The organism is Micromonospora sp. NPDC049204, from assembly GCF_040647935.1.
GTDB lineage: Bacteria > Actinomycetota > Actinomycetes > Mycobacteriales > Micromonosporaceae > Micromonospora.
On sequence record NZ_JBEZDC010000013.1, the window covers coordinates 162,345 to 178,693 of the forward strand.

The following is a 16,349-nucleotide window of genomic DNA, read 5'->3' on the forward strand; positions in this document are numbered from 1 at the left end:
CCGGCTGTGCGTCAGGTGCCTGCGTCGAAGCGGATCAGGGGGTGGAGGCGTTGCGGGAGCAGGTCGTGCTGGTCGGCCGGCCGGGGCGCGCAGGCGGCGACGGTTTCCCGCTTCTGCATCAATCCGGCCGCTGCGCCCGTGCTGGCGCTGTCGCCCGCAGCCTTCCTCGGTGCCAACTTCGAGACACGCTGTGGCGAGATGCCAAGAAGTGCACCCGCGTCGCGGACCGTGTAGCCCTTCGCCAGGAGTGCCTGTGCGGCGGTGGCAGTCGCCTCCTCGGCGGACTTTTCGGCCTTGCGCAGCGCGCTCCGGGCTTTGCGAACGCGGGTCACCTCTTGCGGCAGGTCGGGCTCCACCTCGACGTCGAAGCTGTGTGGGTCGACGTCGAGCATCAGCGCAATGGCCGCCCGTGCCGTCGCCTCCACCTGATCGAGGCGACGTGCCTGGGAGACAACACCCTTGACCTCCGGCACGGTGATGGCCCACCAGTGACCTGAACGTACGCACTGCGCGGTGTACTTCATCGGCGAGCGACCCCTAACTCAAGCCCAGGCTGCGGAGGGTACCCCGCCTCGTCAATTCGTCGATCTCCTTGGGACGAGGTCGCCGCCCGCACGGCGCGAGGTGGTCGACCGGCAGGGCACACCGCGCGCCGCCGGGCAGCGGCCGGTCACAGAACACCCAATGTCGTACGCCCTGCTGGTCCTCCGCCGAGACGGTCACCCCGCCGGGCTCGACCCGCGCGCAGAGCCGGACCAGCACCCGAGCTGCGGTACGCGCGAAGATCTGGGCGCGCAGCAGATCCGGCGCGGTGACCGGCAGGTGGATCACCCAACGCTCGCTCATCGGTGTCTGCCCTTCGTCGGATGGGATCGACGTGCAGGGGCGGCCTCCGCCGGTTGCGGTCGACGGAGGCCGCCCCGCCCTGCGGCCGCTCCGGAGGTACGGCAGCAGGCCGCGCCGGGGGAGCGCGGCGGGAGGGGTCTCGGCGGCGATGCGGGACCAGTACGAGAGGCGCCAACCGACCGCAGCAGCACCGCATCACCGAGAGCGACGCTATTGCCACTGAGTCACCTATGTCAAACAGGTCAGCGAGTTATCTACCCGCTTATGTCACTCGCGCTACATGCGTTGCCTACGTCGAAGCGGCTGATCAATACTGGGCGGGCCAACCGACTGCAAGGGGCTCCGCGTGCCTATCCCGCCCACAATGGACGAGCTGCTCGACGACCTGGTGAAGAAGATCAAGGACGGTACCTACGCGCCTGGGTCGCAGCTCCCGTCCGGGCGGGTGCTGGCAGACGAATACGACGTCTCCCAGTCCACGATCAGCCGGGCGGTGGCGAAGTTGCGGGAGCAGGGCGTGCTGGTGGGTCGTCCAGGGCGTGGCGTCTTCGTCGCGGAGTCCCGTCGACGTTGACCAGCCTGCACGGCCAGAGCTCGCGGCGCGGCTGCCGCGACTCGGCTTCCGTGTAGTCGGGGCATCAACCTGCCCTGCACACCCCGACTTCCGGAAAACCGAGTCGATCAAAGTTGCAAAGGTTCAGTCGAAGGTCGGGAGGGACGGGCCGAGGACGTCGTCGGCGTCGATGATCGTGTACGCGTACCCCTGCTCGGCGAGGAAGCGCTGCCGGTGCGCCGCGTACTCCGTGTCGATCGTGTCCCGGGACACCACCGTGTAGAAGTGCGCCTGCCGCCCGTCGGCCTTCGGCCGGAGCACCCGCCCCAACCGCTGCGCCTCCTCCTGCCGCGACCCGAACGTGCCGGACACCTGGATCGCCACCGCCGCCTCGGGCAGGTCGATGGAGAAGTTGCCGACCTTGGAGATCACCAACGTGCGGATCTCACCGGTGCGGAACGCGTCGAACAGCCGTTCCCGCTCCTTGTTCGTGGTCGAGCCCTGGATGATCGGCGCGTCGAGATATTCGCCGAGCTGGTGCAGTTGGTCGATGTACGCCCCGATCACCAACACCTGGTCGTCCGGGTGCCGGTCGACGAGCGCCTTGACCACCGGCAGCTTCGTGCGGGCGGTCGCCGCCATCCGGTAGCGCTCCTCGGCCTCCGCCGTCGCGTACGACATCCGCTCCGCGTCGGTCAGGGTCACCCGGACCTCGGTGCACTCGGCCGGAGCGATCCAGCCCTGCGACTCGATGTCCTTCCACGGCGCGTCGTACCGCTTCGGGCCGATCAGGCTGAACACGTCACCCTCGCGGCCGTCCTCGCGTACCAGGGTCGCGGTGAGGCCCAGCCGGCGGCGGGCCTGAAGGTCCGCGGTGAACCGGAAGATCGGCGCGGGCAGCAGGTGTACCTCGTCGTAGACGACCAGGCCCCAGTCGCGGGCCCCGAACAGGTCCAGGTGGGTGAACGCGCCGCCGCGCCGCGAGGTGAGCACCTGGTACGTGGCGATGGTGACCGGGCGGATCTCCTTGCGCTCCCCGGAGTACTCGCCGATCTCCTCCTCGGTCAGCGAGGTGCGGGCGATCAGCTCCCGCTTCCACTGCCGGCCCGCGACCGTGTTGGTGACCAGGATCAGCGTGGTGGCCTTCGCCTCGGCCATCGCCGCCGCGCCGACCAGGGTCTTACCGGCGCCGCAGGGCAGCACCACCACACCGGACCCGCCGGCCCAGAACGCCTCGACGGCCTCCCGCTGGTACGACCGCAGCGTCCACGGCTTGCGCCCGTCCTTGCCGGCCTCCGCCAGCTCGATGGGGTGCGCCTCACCGTCGACGTAGCCGGCCAGGTCCTCCGCCGGCCAGCCCAGCTTGAGCAGCGCCTGCTTGAGCCGGCCCCGCTCGGACGGGTGCACCCGGATCGTGTCGTCGTCGATCTTGTCGCCGAGCATCCCGGCGAGCTTCTTGCTCTTGGCCACCTCGATCAGCACCAGCCGGTCCAGTGCGCGCAGCACCAACCCGTACGCCGGGTCGTTGGCGAGCTGGAGTCGGCCGTACCGGTCCATCGTGTCGGCCACGTCGACCAGCAGTGCGTGCGGCACGGGATAACGGGAGTACTTCAGCAGGGAGTCGACCACACCCTCCGCGTCGTGCCCCGCCGCCCGGGCGTTCCAGAGGCCCAGCGGGGTCAGCCGATAGGTGTGCACGTGCTCGGGGGAGCGCTCCAGCTCGGCGAACGGCGCGATCGCCATCCGGCAGGCCTGCGCGTCGGGGTGGTCGATCTCCAGCAGCAGCGTCTTGTCCGACTGCACGATCAGTGGTCCACCGCTCACGCCAGCGTCCTCTCCTCGGTTGGTCGCCCGGCTGGAACGGGTGCATACCCGCCGCTGGCCGACCATCCAGTGTTGCACGATGTGGGATCCCCGAAGAAAGATGCTCACCGGCCGCAACCGTGACGGCACTCACGAACGTCTAGTAAGGGGACGATGTCAGGGGAGGTTCCAATGCAACGAGTCCGGATCACCTCCCGGCTGGTCGCCCTGGCGGTGGTTGTGCTGGTCGGCGCCGGTGCGTGCGCGTTCGATCCGCAGTCCGGTGGGAGTGGTGGCGGGGGAGCCGCCCCAGCCGGTGCGGCGGAACAGGCAACGGGGGCGAGCGCCACGCCCGGCCCGGACCAGCGCGGCCGACCCACACCGGCCGCACCCAGCCCCACGCCGAAGGCAACCCGGTCTCCGGCGCCGAAACCCACAGGCAGCGCGACGCCGAAGCCGACCACCGGCACCGGTACGCCGACGGTGGCCGGCTGCCCCCAGGGGCAGCACCAGCGCGAGGTGGAGACCTACCTGGCCCGGCTGGGCGGATTCGGGGCCGTGACCGTGGACGGGCGGCAGTCCGTTGCCGACTGCGCCGCGATCAAGAAGTTCCAGAAGAGGTACGGCATTCGCCCGGTCGAGGGTCGCGCCGGGCCAACCACGTACGACGTGGCCCAGCGCCTCGCCACCACCGACCCGGCGCGGTGCAGGGCCGGCACGGGCACCACGTTCTGCGTGGACCTGACCCGGCAGACCGTCTGGGCGGTCCGGGGCGGCAAGGTGATCATGCCGCCGACGGTGACCCGCACCGGGATGTCCGGCTACCGCACCCCGGCCGGCACGTTCACCATCAACTTCCGCAACCCGAAGGAGTGGTCCGACCCGTACGAGGTGTGGCTGCCGTACTGGCAGCACTTCACCCAGGGCATGGGCTTCCACGAAACCACCACCTACCTGCACGACAAGTCGATCGGCTCGCACGGCTGTCTCAACCTGCTGCACGCCGACGCCGTCCGGATGTGGGAGTTGGGCAGGGTCGGCACCCGGGTGGTGCTGATCGGCCGCCGGCCCGGCACCTGACCGACGCGGAGCGAATCGCGGGGATAACCCCCCTGTCCGACCGGTCCAACGAGTGTCACGCTGGGAGGCCAGGGCCGGACCGGGCGGGGAGGCTGGGCATGACGGTCGACCGTGAGGTGATCCCGGAGCACGAACAAGCTCCACCCGACGAGGTGTCCCGTGCGACAGTGCTCGCCTATGCCGTCGCCGCGACGCTTCTCGTCGGGTGGTTCCTCTTCGGCTGGCTGGTGCTGCGCCAGGGCTTCGTCGACTCGGTCGGGGAGTCCGCCGGCGCCGGCTTCGCGCTGCTGCTGGTCATCTCGGTGGTCGGCACCGTACGCCGCAGCCGCCGCTGACCGACCAGCCCAACGACCTCGCCCCGCTCAGTCCGCCAGCACCGCCGCGGTGATCCGGTGCAACGCGAACGTGTGCAGCATCTCGGTCCGTTCGTCCTCGGCGCGGAGGTAGCCCGCACCGATCGACACCGGTTTGACCAGCCGGGACGCGGTCGCCCCGTGCGCGTCGACGTAACCGACCCAGACCAGCGCCTTGTCGCGGACCGCCTGCTGGAGCACCGCCAGCGCCTCGCTGTGCGTGTGCGCCGGCACCGGGCCGCCACCCAGCCCCGCCGCCCCGCCCCGCACCACAGCCGGTGCCCGCCGGGCCGCCCGCGCCGCCGCGTCACCCCGCCGGATGTGCTCCACCACCCCGAGCAGCCGGGGCATGGGCAGCTTCGGGACGGCCAGCGGATCGAGTGTCCGGGTGGTCATCGACACCCGGGCCGGGGCCCGCCGGATCCGCGGCCGGGCCAGCACGGTGCTGCCGGTGCCGTCCTCCTGCACCGGGGCGAACCCGGCGTCGCGCAGCGCGCCCAACAACCGACCAACCTGGTACGGCGTACACAGCACCGTCGGCGCGAGCCGGCGCAGCGCCAACGACTCCAACCGGCGGTCGGCCAGCACCTCACTGATCAGCGTCTCGTCGTCGCTGCGCAGGTACGCACCGGCCAGCCCCACCCGCAGCCCACCGTGCTTACGGGCCACGTCGTCCACCAGGTAGGTGAGCCCCTGCGGCACCGGGGTACGCGACCGTCGCCGGAACACGTCGTGCAGATCATCGGCCGTGTAGCCGGAATCCAGTGCACGCCGCACGCTCGCCGTGGTGACCCGGTGCACGCTGGCCCCGCCGGCCGACTCGAGTTCGGTCATCGCCTCCAATTCGGCGGCGAGCGCCGGCTCGGGTGGGCCGGGCACCACCACGGTCAGGTCGGCCTGCACCAGGAAGTGGTCGACCGGGGCGGGCAGCAGCGCGTCCAGGGCTCGGGCGGCACTCGACGGGTCACCGCTCTCCACGTCGGCGTGCACGCCCAGCGGGTCGTCGCCCCGCTCGTCGGCCGACGTCAGGTCACCGAGCAGCAGCCGACCGTACGACGTGAGCGCCCCCAGCCCGGTCACGCCGAGCTGCGCCGCCTCGGCCAGCACCTCCCGGTGGGCGGCGTCCCGGCCCCGGCTGCGCCGCGGCGCCCGCCAGTCCAACAGGTCCTGCACCTCTTCCGCGGTGGGCGCGGTCGCCGGTTCCAGGTCGGCGAGCACACCGAGCACCGCCCGACGGGTGGCCGGCGCGCTGGCCCGTTCGGCCTCGGCGGAGAGCGCGGTGATGGGCCGGTCCCGGTCGTCGCGGCGGCCGACCAGCCCGACCTGCCGGCTCATGCTCAGCCAGGCTCGGGCGAGCTGCTCCCAACGTTGGGCCAGCGAGGCGGCCCGCCACACCTCGTACCCGCCGGTCGGCAGCACCTGCTGGTCCGCCCCGTACCGGCTGGTGGTCGCACCGGGCATCTCCAGCTCACCCGCGAGCCCCGCCGCGTACGCCACCTCGAGCAGCAGCGCGGTCGTCGACTCGTCCAGCCCGGCGGTACGCGCCAGCCGCCGCAGGTCCCGTACGCCGATGCCACCCGAGCGCAGCACCGGCGCGGGCTCGTCGGCGAGTTGCTCCAGCAGCCCCTCGGTGTGCCGGACCACCTCCATCGTCTGCCCCGCGCCGGCCGAGTCGACCGCCTTCGGCTCACGCGGCGCGGCGGTCACCGGCGGTGGGCTGGTGCGCAGCGGCCCGAGCGGCCCGCTGTCGCGGCGGAGCAGCAGGCCGACCTCTCGGGGCAGCTCCACCGTGCCGCTGGACGTCGGCGAGCCGGTCGTCACGGGGACCAGGAGCCGGTTGTCGACGAGCCACCGCACCGGGGAACCGGTCGGGGCGCCACCGTTTGTCGGGTCGGCGAGCACCGGGTCCTCCGCACCGAGCGGCGGCGCCTGTAGAGCGCCCGGGGGCACGCTGCCCACGGGCGGGCCAGCCGCCAACCGGTCCAGGATCGCCCGGGCCGAGGGCGGGGCGGCGAGCAGCGTCCGTCGTAGCTTCGCCGGGTCCGCGCAGAGCGCGGCCGTACGCGGGTCCAGCTCCGCCGCTGGCCGGCCGAGCCCGGCGGGGTACGGGGAGACCTCGTCGACGGCGGGCACCACGTGCAGCGCGTGCTCCGGGCCGTACAGCAGGAAGAGCGCGCGTAGTCGGCCCACGGCGGCTCGGACGGCCGTCGGCGCGGGCGGGTGCGGCCCGGTGGTCGCCATGGCGAGTACGGCGTCAGTGGCCGTGGTGCCGTCGTCCGGGTCCCGGGTGAGGCGGGCGGCGTCGAGGATCTGCTGGGTGAACTGGTCCAGCCCGTCCAGCGCGCGGGCCACCGACACCCGGGACTGTGCCCGGATGGACAGGGCGGAGATGTCGGCTGGCACGGGCACGACGAGGTCGGGCCGCAGCTGGAGGAGCGCGGCCAGTGACTCGTCGGGCAGCGACCGCAGGTGGTCGGCGAGTGAGGTGGTCATCGTGTTTCCACGCTAGCCCGGCAGTGGGCTTCCGCGCCCCTCGGACGTCCGGCCGACCGGGGGTCGCCGGGTAGGTTTCTCGACATGCCCGCACTGACCGTCGGATTCGACCTCGACATGACCCTGGTGGACTCCCGCCCCGGCATCGCCGCGGCCTATCGGGCGCTGACGGCGAGGACCGGTGTGCCGGTGGACGCCGACCTGGCGGTGTCGCGGCTCGGGCCGCCGCTGCGTACCGAGATCGCGCACTGGTTCCCGCCGGAGCAGGTCGAGTCGGCCGTGCGGGTGTACCGCGAGCTGTACCCGGCGTACGCGATCACTCCTTCTGTCCTGTTGCCGGGCGCGCGGGAGGCCATCGACGCGATCCGCGCCCGGGGCGGACGTGTGCTTGTCGTCACGTCCAAGATCGGCCGGCTGGCCCGCCTGCACCTGGACCACCTGGGCCTCGCGGTCGACGAGTTGGCCGGTGACCTCTTCGCCGAGCAGAAGGCGAAGGCCCTACGGGAACACCAGGCCACCCACTACGTCGGCGATCACGTCGCGGACATGGTCGCGGCGGCGACCGCCGGGGTGCCCGGCATCGGTGTCGCGACCGGCCCGTGCTCCCACGATGAGCTGCGCGCGGCCGGGGCGAATGTGGTGCTGGACGATCTCACCGAATTCCCGGCGGCGCTCGACGGCATGATCCAGCTAGCCTTGGAGCAGTAGCGGCTCAAGTGAAGCAGGGGTTTTCAGGTGCCTACGGGTCGAGTGAAGTGGTACGACACGGCCAAGGGATATGGCTTCGTCACCAGTGACGAGGGCGGCGACGTGTTCCTGCCCAAGGGTGCGCTGCCGGCGGGTGTCACCGACCTCAAGGGTGGCCAGCGGGTCGACTTCAGTGTGGTGGACAGTCGCCGGGGCGCGCAGGCCATGGGAGTCAAGCTGCTGGACGCGCCGCCGTCGATGGCGGAGTTGCGCCGTCGGCCGGCCGAGGAGCTGCACGGCCTCGTCGAAGACATGATCAAGGTGCTGGAGGCGAAGGTCCAGCCGGACCTGCGCCGCGGTCGGTACCCGGACAAGAAGGCGGCGCAGAAGATCGCTCAGCTCGTCCACGCGGTCGCCCGCGAGCTGGAGGTCTGAGGCACCAGGCCGGCGGTGGCGGCTCGGTCGAGCAGTGCCGCCACCGCGGCGAAACCGGCCTCGCCCAGGTCCGCGGTGAACTCGTTGACGTAGAGGCCGATGTGCCGGTCCACCACGTCGAGTTCCATCTCCTGGGCGTGCGCCAGCACGTACTCCCGGCTGGCCGCCGGGTCCGCCCAGGCCTGGCGGACCGACTCGCGGACCCAGCCGGCCGCGGCCTCCGGGTCCACCGCGCCGCGGCGGGCCAGGATCGCGCCGAGGGGAATGGGCAGCCCGGTGTCGGCCTCCCACCACTCGCCGAGGTCGACCAGGGCGGTCAGGCCGTGCCGGTGGTAGGTGAACCGGGCCTCGTGGATGACCAGCCCCGCGTCGTAGCGGCCCGCCGCGACGCCCGGCATGATCTCGTGGAACGGGACCACCTCGATCCGGGCCGGCGGCCGTCCGGCCGACCAGAGCCGGAACAGCAGGTACGCGGTGGTCCGGTCGCCCGGCACCGCCACCGTGGCACCGGTCAGGTCGGTGCGGTCGCCCTTGGTGAGCACCAGCGGGCCGCAGCCGCGACCGAGTGCACCGCCGCAGGGCAGCAGGTGGTAGTCGTCGAGCAGCCAGGGCAGCGCCGCGAAGCTCACCTTCACCAGGTCGAACGCGCCCCGCTCGGCCGCCGTGTTGGTGACGTCCACGTCGGCGTACGTCACCTCGACCGGCGGCGCGCCGGGCACCCGCCCGTGGACCAGGGCGTGGAAGACGAACGTGTCGTTGGGGCAGGGCGAGATCGCCAGAGAGAGCGCCACGGCCCCACGTTAGCCCTGCCCCCGAGCGTTCGGTCGGCGCGGTCTGGTGCCTGTGATCTGTCGGGCACTCGCCGTTTGTCCGCAAGGTGCGGTGCCGTGGCCATACCCGTGCCCGTGCCGTATCTCCATCGAGCCTGATGCCGGTGAGTCATCAAGATGACTCACCGGCATCAGCGTGGTCCGGCCGTTCGCCCGTGCCGTGCCGTGCCGTGCTGGCGAGGTGCACCTTCTTGCCCCATTGGCGGAGCGGCTCTACAGGTGCTGACGAAGGGATGTACACAGCGCCAGGGCCACTGTCCACAGGGTTATCCACAGGTGGGCTCAGCGCAGCGCCGGGGCCGCCGCCGTGAGGGCGGTGAGGGCTTCGCGCAGGCGCCAGCCGTCGCGATCGCGGGGGCCGATCGGGTTGGAGATGGTACGCAGCTCGGCGAACGGCACGCCGGCCTGCGCTGCGGCGACCGCCACGCCGTACCCCTCCATGGCCTCGGCGACTGCCTCCGGATGCCGGCGGCGCAGCCCTTCGGTGCTGGCGGCGCTGCCGGTGACCGTGCTGACCGTGAGCACCGGGCCAGCCGTGGCCCCCGGAAGGGCGGCCCGCAGTGCGGCCAGCAGGTCCGGGTCGGCCGGCACCACGCTGCCGGTACCGAGCAGCGCGAGTGGCATGCCCAACTCGTCGACGGGGATGAAACCGTCAGGTGACTCCGCGCCCAGGTCGGCCGCGACGCTTGCGGTGCCGAGCACCGTGGCGCCGACCTCGGCCCGGCCGGTGAAGCCACCGGCCACGCCGGCGCTGACCACCGCGCGGTACGGCCGTCCGGCGGCCTCGGCCAGCACCAGCAGGCGTGCGGTGGCGGCCGCGGCGGCGGCCGGACCCACACCGACCGGGGCGACGGTCACGGTCGGGTCGGTCAGCCCGGCGCGGACCGCGTCCGCCTCGGCTGGTACCGCCGTCACCACCAGCAGACCGGTCACGAGAGCGAGCCGGGGGACTCGCGGCGTGTCTCCTCGTCGGCGCCGCCACCCGGGCCGCCGACGGCGGAGGACGGCCGGTAGATGTGGTAGCCCGGCGGGGCCAGGCTCGGATCCTCGTACGACGGGGAGCTGCTCTGCGCCGGTGCGGGCGAGGTGGGCGTGGAGTCCCCGGGCTCGTCGGCCGGCTCGTCCTCGGTCAGCTCGTCCTCGGTCAGCTCGTCGTCGCCGAGTGGTCGGCCGGCCAGCTTCTCGCCGCGCAGTCGGGCGGCGACCAGCACACCCCGGATCGCGGCCAGGACGCCCACGCCGGCGGCCACCGCGATACCCACCCGACCGTCGAACGGCACCAGGCCGAGCCCGCCGCCGGCGACGAAGGCGAGCATCAGCGCCGTCTCGGAGTGGGCGAAGGAACTCGCTCGCAGCCGCTCCGGGATGCGCTCCTGGATCGAGGCGTCCACGGCCAGCTTCGAGATACCGCTGACCAACGCCGCGACCAGGCAGAGCAGGGCGACCATCACCAGCGAGAACTGGATGACGGTGAGCACCGCCACTCCTGCCACGATGATCATGCTGCTGGACTGGATGGCGGTCGGTCGGTGGATGCGCAGCCGGGTGCCGACGGCGGTGGCCAGGAAGGTACCGACCGCGAGCGCGCCGCCGACCAGCCCCAACGCCCATTCGGCACCCAGATCCCGGCCGAACGCCACGGTGGTCAGGTCGCCCTTCTTGATCGCGAAGGCGAGGAAGAGCAGCAGGAAGCCGTACACCGCGCGTAGCGTCGCGGAACCGATCAGGGTGGCGATCACCAGCCGGCCGGCGGGCCGCCCCCGACCCAGTGGCCGGTCGCCGCGGTGTCCACCCAGCCGGCGCAGCGGCCGGGGGACCCGCTCCGGCGGCTCCGAGTCGGCCTTCGGCGGCAACCGGAGCGAGATCACCATGCCGATCAGGAAGATCACCGACGCGACGCGCAGCGGCCACTGCGGGCCGAACCAGAACGCGGCCAACCCGATCGGCGCCACCAGCGCACCCGCGACCGTGCCGTAGACACTGGCCCGGGCACCCACCTGGGACAGGCCGAGCCCCTCCGGCAACAACCGGGGCACCGCCGCGGAGCGGGCCACCCCGTACGCCCGGGACAGGGCGAGCACCCCGAACGCGGCCGGATAGAGCCCGAAGCCGTGGATGTAGTCGGAGATCAACCAGGCCAGGAACGCGCGGCCGAGCATCGTGGCGGCCAGCGCGTAGCGGCGACCGTGCCGGAAGTGGTCCAACAGCGGGCCCACCACGGGAGCGAGCATGGCGAACGGCACCATGGTCACCAGCAGGTAGAGCGCGACCTTGCTGCGGGCCTCGCCCAGCGGGACGTTGAAGAAGATCGTCCCGGCCAGGCCGATGGCGATCAGCGTGTCACCGGCACAGGAGACCGCGTGCAGGTCGAACAGGCGAACCATGCCGACCTCGCCGCCAGCACCCCGGGTCCGGGCCCGACCGGCCCGCCTGGTCACCCAGCGGCCGCTGCCCACCGAACCACGCAGCAGCAGGCGAATGGCGCGAATGCCGGTGCCGACGGTTCGCCCGAGGACGGATCGCCCGGAGCGGGAGTACGACGGCATGTGCACCATCCTCGCCCATCTGATCCGGGTACGCCGCACCACCGCGGGGAAAGGTTCCCCGGGAGTCACTGTCACCCCTGCGGGGCGCATGGGGAACAATGGTCAGGTGACCAGGCCCGCCTCCACCCGTGCCGCCCGTCTCGACCAGGTCTGCGCCGCCGCCGTCGAGGTGGCCCGCGCTGGCATCACCGAGGTGGAAACCGACGACGTCGGCGACCACCTGCAGGTCGTGGCCGAAGGCGAACGCCTGGTCACCCACTACTTCGAGTGCCTCCTCGCCGGCTATCGCGGCTGGCGGTGGGCGGTCACCGTCACCCGGGTGTCGCGCAGCAAGACCGTGACCATCTGCGAGACGGTGCTGCTGCCCGGCCCGGACGCGCTGCTCGCGCCCGGTTGGCTGCCCTGGCAGGAGCGGCTCAAGCCGGGCGACCTGGGTCCGGGCGACCTGCTGCCCAGCGCGCCGGATGACGATCGACTGGTCCCCGGCTACCTGCTCTCCGACGACCCGGCGGTCGAGGAGACGGCGTGGGAGCTGGGCCTCGGGCGGGCGCGCGTGCTCTCCCGCGAGGGCCGCATCGAGGCGGCGCAGCGCTGGTATGACGGCGACCACGGCCCCGCCGCGCCCATCTCCACCGCCGCGCCGGCCGCTGCCCGTTGCGGCACCTGCGGGTTCTACCTGCCGCTGGCTGGCGCGATGCGGCAGGCGTTCGGGGCGTGTGGCAACTTCTACGCACCGGACGACGGCCGGGTGGTGAGCGCCGACCACGGTTGCGGCGCCCACTCCGAGACGCTCATCGAGGCGGCCGAGACCGCCGTCGAAGAGCTACCGACGGTGTACGACGACAGCGCGGTGGAGGCCATGTCGGTCAGTCGCGCCCCGGGCTCGGTGGAGGCGACCGAGCCGGCGGAGCCGTACGGGCACTCCTGAGCGTTCGCGCCCGGGTGACCCGGGCGTGGTGGCCAGGTCAGTTCGCGCGACGGCGGCGGCGGTTGGCGTCGTGCCGCAGCATCACGGCGAGGCCCGGGAAGCCCCACAGGAAACCGGCGAGGCAGGTCCAGAGCCAGTTCTGATGACCGTGGTCGGTCAACCAGCCCCGAAAGAAGATCAGCAGGACCAGCCCGGCCACCGCCCAGGCGACCAACCCGGCGAGAGCGAACGGCACCATCGGCGGGTCCAGTGGTGCCGGCCGCGGCGGCTGCTCGTTCGGCATTCGGCAAGCGTACGCGATCCACTTCCCCTGCCCGCTGGTGATCTGGGACGATGCGCGCGACAACCGGAAGATCACCTGCGAGGACCTGATGGCAGTAGCGCCGCCCGAGACCGGCACACCTCCCAACCCCGCTCATCCGCGTAACAGTTTCGACCGGTTCTTTGAGATCTCCGCCCGTGGCTCGACGCTGAGCCGTGAGGTACGCGGCGGCCTGGCGACCTTCTTCACGATGGCGTACATCGTGGTGCTCAACCCGCTGATTCTGGGTGGTGCCGTCGACGGTGACGGCAAGACCCTGCCGATTGCCGCGCTGGCTGCCGGGACCGCGTTGGTCGCCGGCCTGATGACGATCCTGATGGGTGTGGTCGGCCGATTCCCGCTGGCGCTCGCCGCCGGTCTGGGTGTCAACGCGCTCGTCGCGTACGAGATCGCTCCCGAGATGACCTGGGCCGATGCGATGGGCCTGGTGGTGATCGAAGGTGTGATCATCGCGGTGTTGGTGCTGACCGGTCTGCGGACCGCCGTGTTCCGTGCGGTGCCGACACAGATGAAGACCGCGATCGGGGTCGGTATCGGGCTCTTCCTGACCATCATCGGTCTGGTGGACGCCGGCTTTGTCCGGCGGCTCCCGGACGCCGCCAACACCACGGTCCCGGTTGGCCTGGGCATCGGCGGCAAGCTGGTGAGCTGGCCGCTGCTGGTCTTCGTGGTGGGTCTGCTGATCACCCTGGTGCTCCTGGTACGCCGGGTGAAGGGCGCGATCCTGATCGGCATCCTCGCCTCCACCGTGCTCGCGGTGATCGTGGAGGCGATCGGCAACATCGGCCCGTCGTTCGTGGACGGGAAGCCCAACCCCAAGGGCTGGGCGTTGAACGTGCCGGAGTTGCCGAAGACGGTGGTCGACCTGCCGGACCTGTCGCTGCTCGGCAAGTTCAACGTGCTCGACTCGTGGGGGCGGGCCGGCTGGGTCGTCGTGCTGATGTTCGTCTTCACGCTGCTGATCACCGACTTCTTCGACACCATGGGCACGATGGTGGCGGTGGGCCAGGAGGGCGGCCTGCTCGACGAGCAGGGCACCCCGCCCCGGGCCAAGGAGATCCTGCTCGTCGACTCGATCGCGGCGGCGGCCGGTGGTGCGGCCAGCACCTCCAGCAACACGTCGTACATCGAGAGTGCCGCCGGTGTCGGGGAGGGTGCCCGGACCGGCGTGGCCAGCCTGGTCACCGGCGTGCTCTTCCTGCTGGCGATGTTCCTCGCGCCGCTGGTGGTGATCGTGCCGTTCGAGGCGGCCTCGACGGCCCTGGTGGTGGTCGGTTTCCTGATGATGACCGCGGTCCGGACGATCGACTGGTCCGACTACGAGATCGCCATCCCGGCGTTCCTCACGATCGTGCTGATGCCGTTCACCTACTCCATCTCCAACGGGATCGGTGCCGGCCTGATCACCTTCGTGGTGCTCAAGCTGGTGCGGGGCAAGGCCCGGGAGGTCCACCCGCTGCTGTACGGGGTGGCCGCGCTGTTCGTGCTGTACTTCCTGCGTGGACCCATCGAATCGCTCGTGCTCTGACGTGTGTCCGGGCGGGGAGTCGAACGGGATTCCCCGCCCGGAACAGCACTGACCTCCTCGTGAGCCTGGTCATAACCGATGTCGTTAGCCATGCTCATTAGTTAAGCTAACTACTGTGACGGAGCGGACGGTGACGGCGAAACGCGTGCCACCGGCGCAGCTGGCCCCCCAGTTGCGTGATGCGATCACCCGACTCAACCGGCGGGTCCGCCAGGCCCGACCGGTCGGGGACCTCACGGTCACCCAGGTCTCCGCGCTCACCAGCCTGCGGCTGGCGGGTGCGATGACCCCCCGGGAACTGGCCGACGTCGAGCGGGTGCAGCCACCGACGATGACCAAGATCGTCGGGAAGTTGGAGGACCGCGGCCTCGTGCGGCGGACACCCCATCCGACCGACGGTCGGCAGGTCATCCTCGCGGCGACCGAGGGAGGGCACGCCGTGCTCGACCAGTTCGAGCGGGCCCGCGACGAATGGTTGGCCCACCGGCTGGCCGCGCTGGACGAGGACGAACGGGAGACCCTGCAGAGGGCCGCCGAGATTCTCCAGCAGCTCGCTCGCGCCTGAGCCGCACTCAGCCCCACCGGGCCGTGCCGTCACCTGTCGATGACGCGTACGTCCGAGGAGGCGCACCAAGAGTGCAGGCCAAGCTGAGCACGATGTTCCAGTCCCTACAGGTTCGCAACTACCGGCTCTTCGCATCCGGGCAGCTGATCAAGTTGATCGGCGTCTGGATGATGTTCATCGCCCAGGACTGGCTCGTCCTCGACCTCTCCAACAATTCGGCCACCGCGCTCGGCGTGGTGACCGCCTGCCAGTTCACCCCGGTGCTGCTGCTCACCCTGCTCTCCGGCCGGCTGGCCGACCGTTACGACAAGCGGGTGCTGCTCTTCGTCGCCAACGCCTTCTGGAGCCTGCTGGCGCTCGGCATGTCCCTGCTGGTCCTCACCGACCTGGTGCAGCTCTGGCACGTCTTCGCCTTCGCGGCGCTGCTCGGCACGGCCAACGCCGTGGAGACCCCGGTCCGCCAGGCGTTCGTCTCCGAACTCGTCGGCACACCCCTGCTGCCGAACGCGCTGTCGCTGAACGCCGCAGTGTTCAACTCGGCCCGGATCGTCGGACCGGCCGTCGCCGGCCTGGCCATCGCCGCGTTCGACGTCGGCCCGGTCTTCCTCTTCACCGCCGTCAGCTCCATCGCGCCCCTGGTCAACGTCGTCCGGATGCGGACGGCCGAGCTAGAGCGCGACGCCCTGCTGCCGCGCGACGAACGGGCGTCCGCACGGGTCATCGACGGGCTGCGGTACGTCTGGCGTCGACCCGACCTGTTGTTGCCGATGGCGGTCATGTCGGTGATCGGCATGTCGCTCTTCAACTTCCAGCTCACCCTGGCCGCCCTGGCGAAGACGGTCTTCCACACCGGTGCCGCCTCCTTCGGCCTGTTCAGCACGGCGCTTGCCGTCGGCGCGCTCGGCGGTGCGCTCAGTGGCACCGGCCGGCGCAGTCGCCCGTCGGTCTGGCTGGTGCTCGGCGCCGCGATCGCCTGCGCCAGCTTCGGCACCCTGGTCGGCCTCGCGTCGGCGTACTGGCTGGTCGTGGTGCTGCTGGTGCCGACCGGCTTCTTCATGGTCTTCTTCGCCCAGGCCGCCAACCAGCGGGTTCAGTTGGGTGTGGATGCGGCCTTCCGGGGTCGGGTGATGTCCCTGTGGGTGCTCGTCTTCCTGGGCACCAACCCGGTCGGCGCGCCGCTCATCGGCTGGGTCGCGGAGCACTTCGGTGCCGGCGCCAGCATCTGGATGGGTGCGTTGATCTCGTTGGCCGCCGCGCTGATCGCCCTCACCTGGCAGCTGCGTCGCTCCGGCGCCCGGCTTCGCTTCCGGGTACTCCCGATGCCCCGCTTCTACGTGACCTCCGCCGACTGCTGAGGTTTACCGCCACTCGGACCGCGTC

The 16,349-nt window shown here is 71.5% G+C and carries 17 protein-coding genes; 9 read left to right on the forward strand and 8 right to left on the reverse strand.

The genetic code is table 11. From position 1 onward, the window contains the following. Positions 1 to 11: 11 nt before the first annotated feature. Together AB0A90_RS23945 and AB0A90_RS23950 are read right to left on the reverse strand one after the other, a co-directional pair. A complete protein-coding gene (locus AB0A90_RS23945) occupies positions 12 to 524 on the reverse strand; it encodes a hypothetical protein (RefSeq protein ID WP_357251842.1) in 513 nt (170 codons plus the stop codon). A gap of 13 nt (positions 525 to 537) precedes the next feature. Beyond that, positions 538 to 846 (reverse strand): hypothetical protein, encoded by a 309-nt coding sequence (locus AB0A90_RS23950; protein WP_357251844.1) that lies wholly within the window; start codon positions 844 to 846, stop codon positions 538 to 540. A gap of 364 nt (positions 847 to 1,210) precedes the next feature. On the opposite strand from AB0A90_RS23950, the gene AB0A90_RS23955 reads away from it, so the two are divergent. Continuing rightward, positions 1,211 to 1,420: a winged helix-turn-helix domain-containing protein gene (locus AB0A90_RS23955; protein WP_357251847.1), complete on the forward strand. Its 210-nt coding sequence runs from the start codon at positions 1,211 to 1,213 to the stop codon at positions 1,418 to 1,420. A gap of 123 nt (positions 1,421 to 1,543) precedes the next feature. Here AB0A90_RS23955 and AB0A90_RS23960 read toward each other — a convergent pair whose 3' ends face one another. Continuing rightward, entirely contained in the window at positions 1,544 to 3,223 is a 1,680-nt protein-coding gene (locus AB0A90_RS23960) for a DNA repair helicase XPB (RefSeq protein ID WP_357251850.1), read from the reverse strand. A gap of 171 nt (positions 3,224 to 3,394) precedes the next feature. On the opposite strand from AB0A90_RS23960, the gene AB0A90_RS23965 reads away from it, so the two are divergent. Then, positions 3,395 to 4,282 (forward strand): L,D-transpeptidase family protein, encoded by an 888-nt coding sequence (locus AB0A90_RS23965; RefSeq protein ID WP_357251852.1) that lies wholly within the window; start codon positions 3,395 to 3,397, stop codon positions 4,280 to 4,282. 98 nt (positions 4,283 to 4,380) lie between these two features. Continuing rightward, complete coding sequence (locus tag AB0A90_RS23970; protein ID WP_357251855.1) at positions 4,381 to 4,617, forward strand: hypothetical protein; 237 nt, start codon at positions 4,381 to 4,383, stop codon at positions 4,615 to 4,617. 27 nt (positions 4,618 to 4,644) lie between these two features. Here AB0A90_RS23970 and AB0A90_RS23975 read toward each other — a convergent pair whose 3' ends face one another. Then, positions 4,645 to 7,128: a helicase-associated domain-containing protein gene (locus AB0A90_RS23975; RefSeq protein ID WP_357251858.1), complete on the reverse strand. Its 2,484-nt coding sequence runs from the start codon at positions 7,126 to 7,128 to the stop codon at positions 4,645 to 4,647. A gap of 84 nt (positions 7,129 to 7,212) precedes the next feature. Between AB0A90_RS23975 and AB0A90_RS23980 the strand changes: the two genes are divergently transcribed. Together AB0A90_RS23980 and AB0A90_RS23985 are read left to right on the forward strand one after the other, a co-directional pair. Then, complete coding sequence (locus AB0A90_RS23980; RefSeq protein WP_357251861.1) at positions 7,213 to 7,836, forward strand: HAD hydrolase-like protein; 624 nt, start codon at positions 7,213 to 7,215, stop codon at positions 7,834 to 7,836. Between the two features lie 27 nt (positions 7,837 to 7,863). Continuing rightward, positions 7,864 to 8,250, forward strand: a complete 387-nt coding sequence (locus tag AB0A90_RS23985) for a cold shock domain-containing protein (RefSeq protein WP_074316242.1) — start codon at positions 7,864 to 7,866, stop codon at positions 8,248 to 8,250. Here the strand turns inward: AB0A90_RS23985 and AB0A90_RS23990 are convergent. The 3 genes from AB0A90_RS23990 to AB0A90_RS24000 form a co-directional block, all read right to left on the reverse strand. Further along, entirely contained in the window at positions 8,211 to 9,041 is an 831-nt protein-coding gene (locus tag AB0A90_RS23990) for a 1,4-dihydroxy-6-naphthoate synthase (protein ID WP_357251864.1), read from the reverse strand. The two genes, AB0A90_RS23985 and AB0A90_RS23990, sit on opposite strands and share 40 nt — an antisense overlap. A gap of 321 nt (positions 9,042 to 9,362) precedes the next feature. Next, positions 9,363 to 10,013 carry a futalosine hydrolase gene (locus AB0A90_RS23995; RefSeq protein ID WP_357251867.1) on the reverse strand — a complete coding sequence of 217 codons (651 nt, stop codon included), beginning with the start codon at positions 10,011 to 10,013 and terminating at the stop codon, positions 9,363 to 9,365. Beyond that, on the reverse strand, positions 10,010 to 11,626 hold the full coding sequence (locus AB0A90_RS24000; RefSeq protein ID WP_357251870.1) for an MFS transporter: 1,617 nt from the start codon (positions 11,624 to 11,626) through the stop codon (positions 10,010 to 10,012). Before AB0A90_RS24000 ends, AB0A90_RS23995 begins: the two co-directional genes overlap by 4 nt. Here AB0A90_RS24000 and AB0A90_RS24005 point away from each other — a divergent pair. Beyond that, entirely contained in the window at positions 11,625 to 12,554 is a 930-nt protein-coding gene (locus tag AB0A90_RS24005; protein ID WP_357251873.1) for a DUF3027 domain-containing protein, read from the forward strand. The genes AB0A90_RS24000 and AB0A90_RS24005 overlap by 2 nt on opposite strands. 37 nt (positions 12,555 to 12,591) lie before the next feature. Here the strand turns inward: AB0A90_RS24005 and AB0A90_RS24010 are convergent, their stop codons facing one another. After that, complete coding sequence (locus AB0A90_RS24010) at positions 12,592 to 12,837, reverse strand: DUF2530 domain-containing protein (RefSeq protein ID WP_357251875.1); 246 nt, start codon at positions 12,835 to 12,837, stop codon at positions 12,592 to 12,594. Between the two features lie 88 nt (positions 12,838 to 12,925). On the opposite strand from AB0A90_RS24010, the gene AB0A90_RS24015 reads away from it, so the two are divergent. From AB0A90_RS24015 to AB0A90_RS24025, 3 genes are all read left to right on the forward strand, one after another. After that, positions 12,926 to 14,404 carry an NCS2 family permease gene (locus tag AB0A90_RS24015; protein WP_357252056.1) on the forward strand — a complete coding sequence of 493 codons (1,479 nt, stop codon included), beginning with the start codon at positions 12,926 to 12,928 and terminating at the stop codon, positions 14,402 to 14,404. 115 nt (positions 14,405 to 14,519) lie between these two features. After that, entirely contained in the window at positions 14,520 to 14,969 is a 450-nt protein-coding gene (locus AB0A90_RS24020) for a MarR family transcriptional regulator (protein ID WP_357251878.1), read from the forward strand. A 71-nt stretch (positions 14,970 to 15,040) separates the two neighbouring features. Further along, the gene (locus AB0A90_RS24025) at positions 15,041 to 16,324 is read left to right on the forward strand and encodes an MFS transporter (protein WP_357251880.1); all 1,284 of its coding nucleotides are present in this window, start codon (positions 15,041 to 15,043) and stop codon (positions 16,322 to 16,324) included. The last annotated feature ends 25 nt before the right edge of the window (positions 16,325 to 16,349 follow it).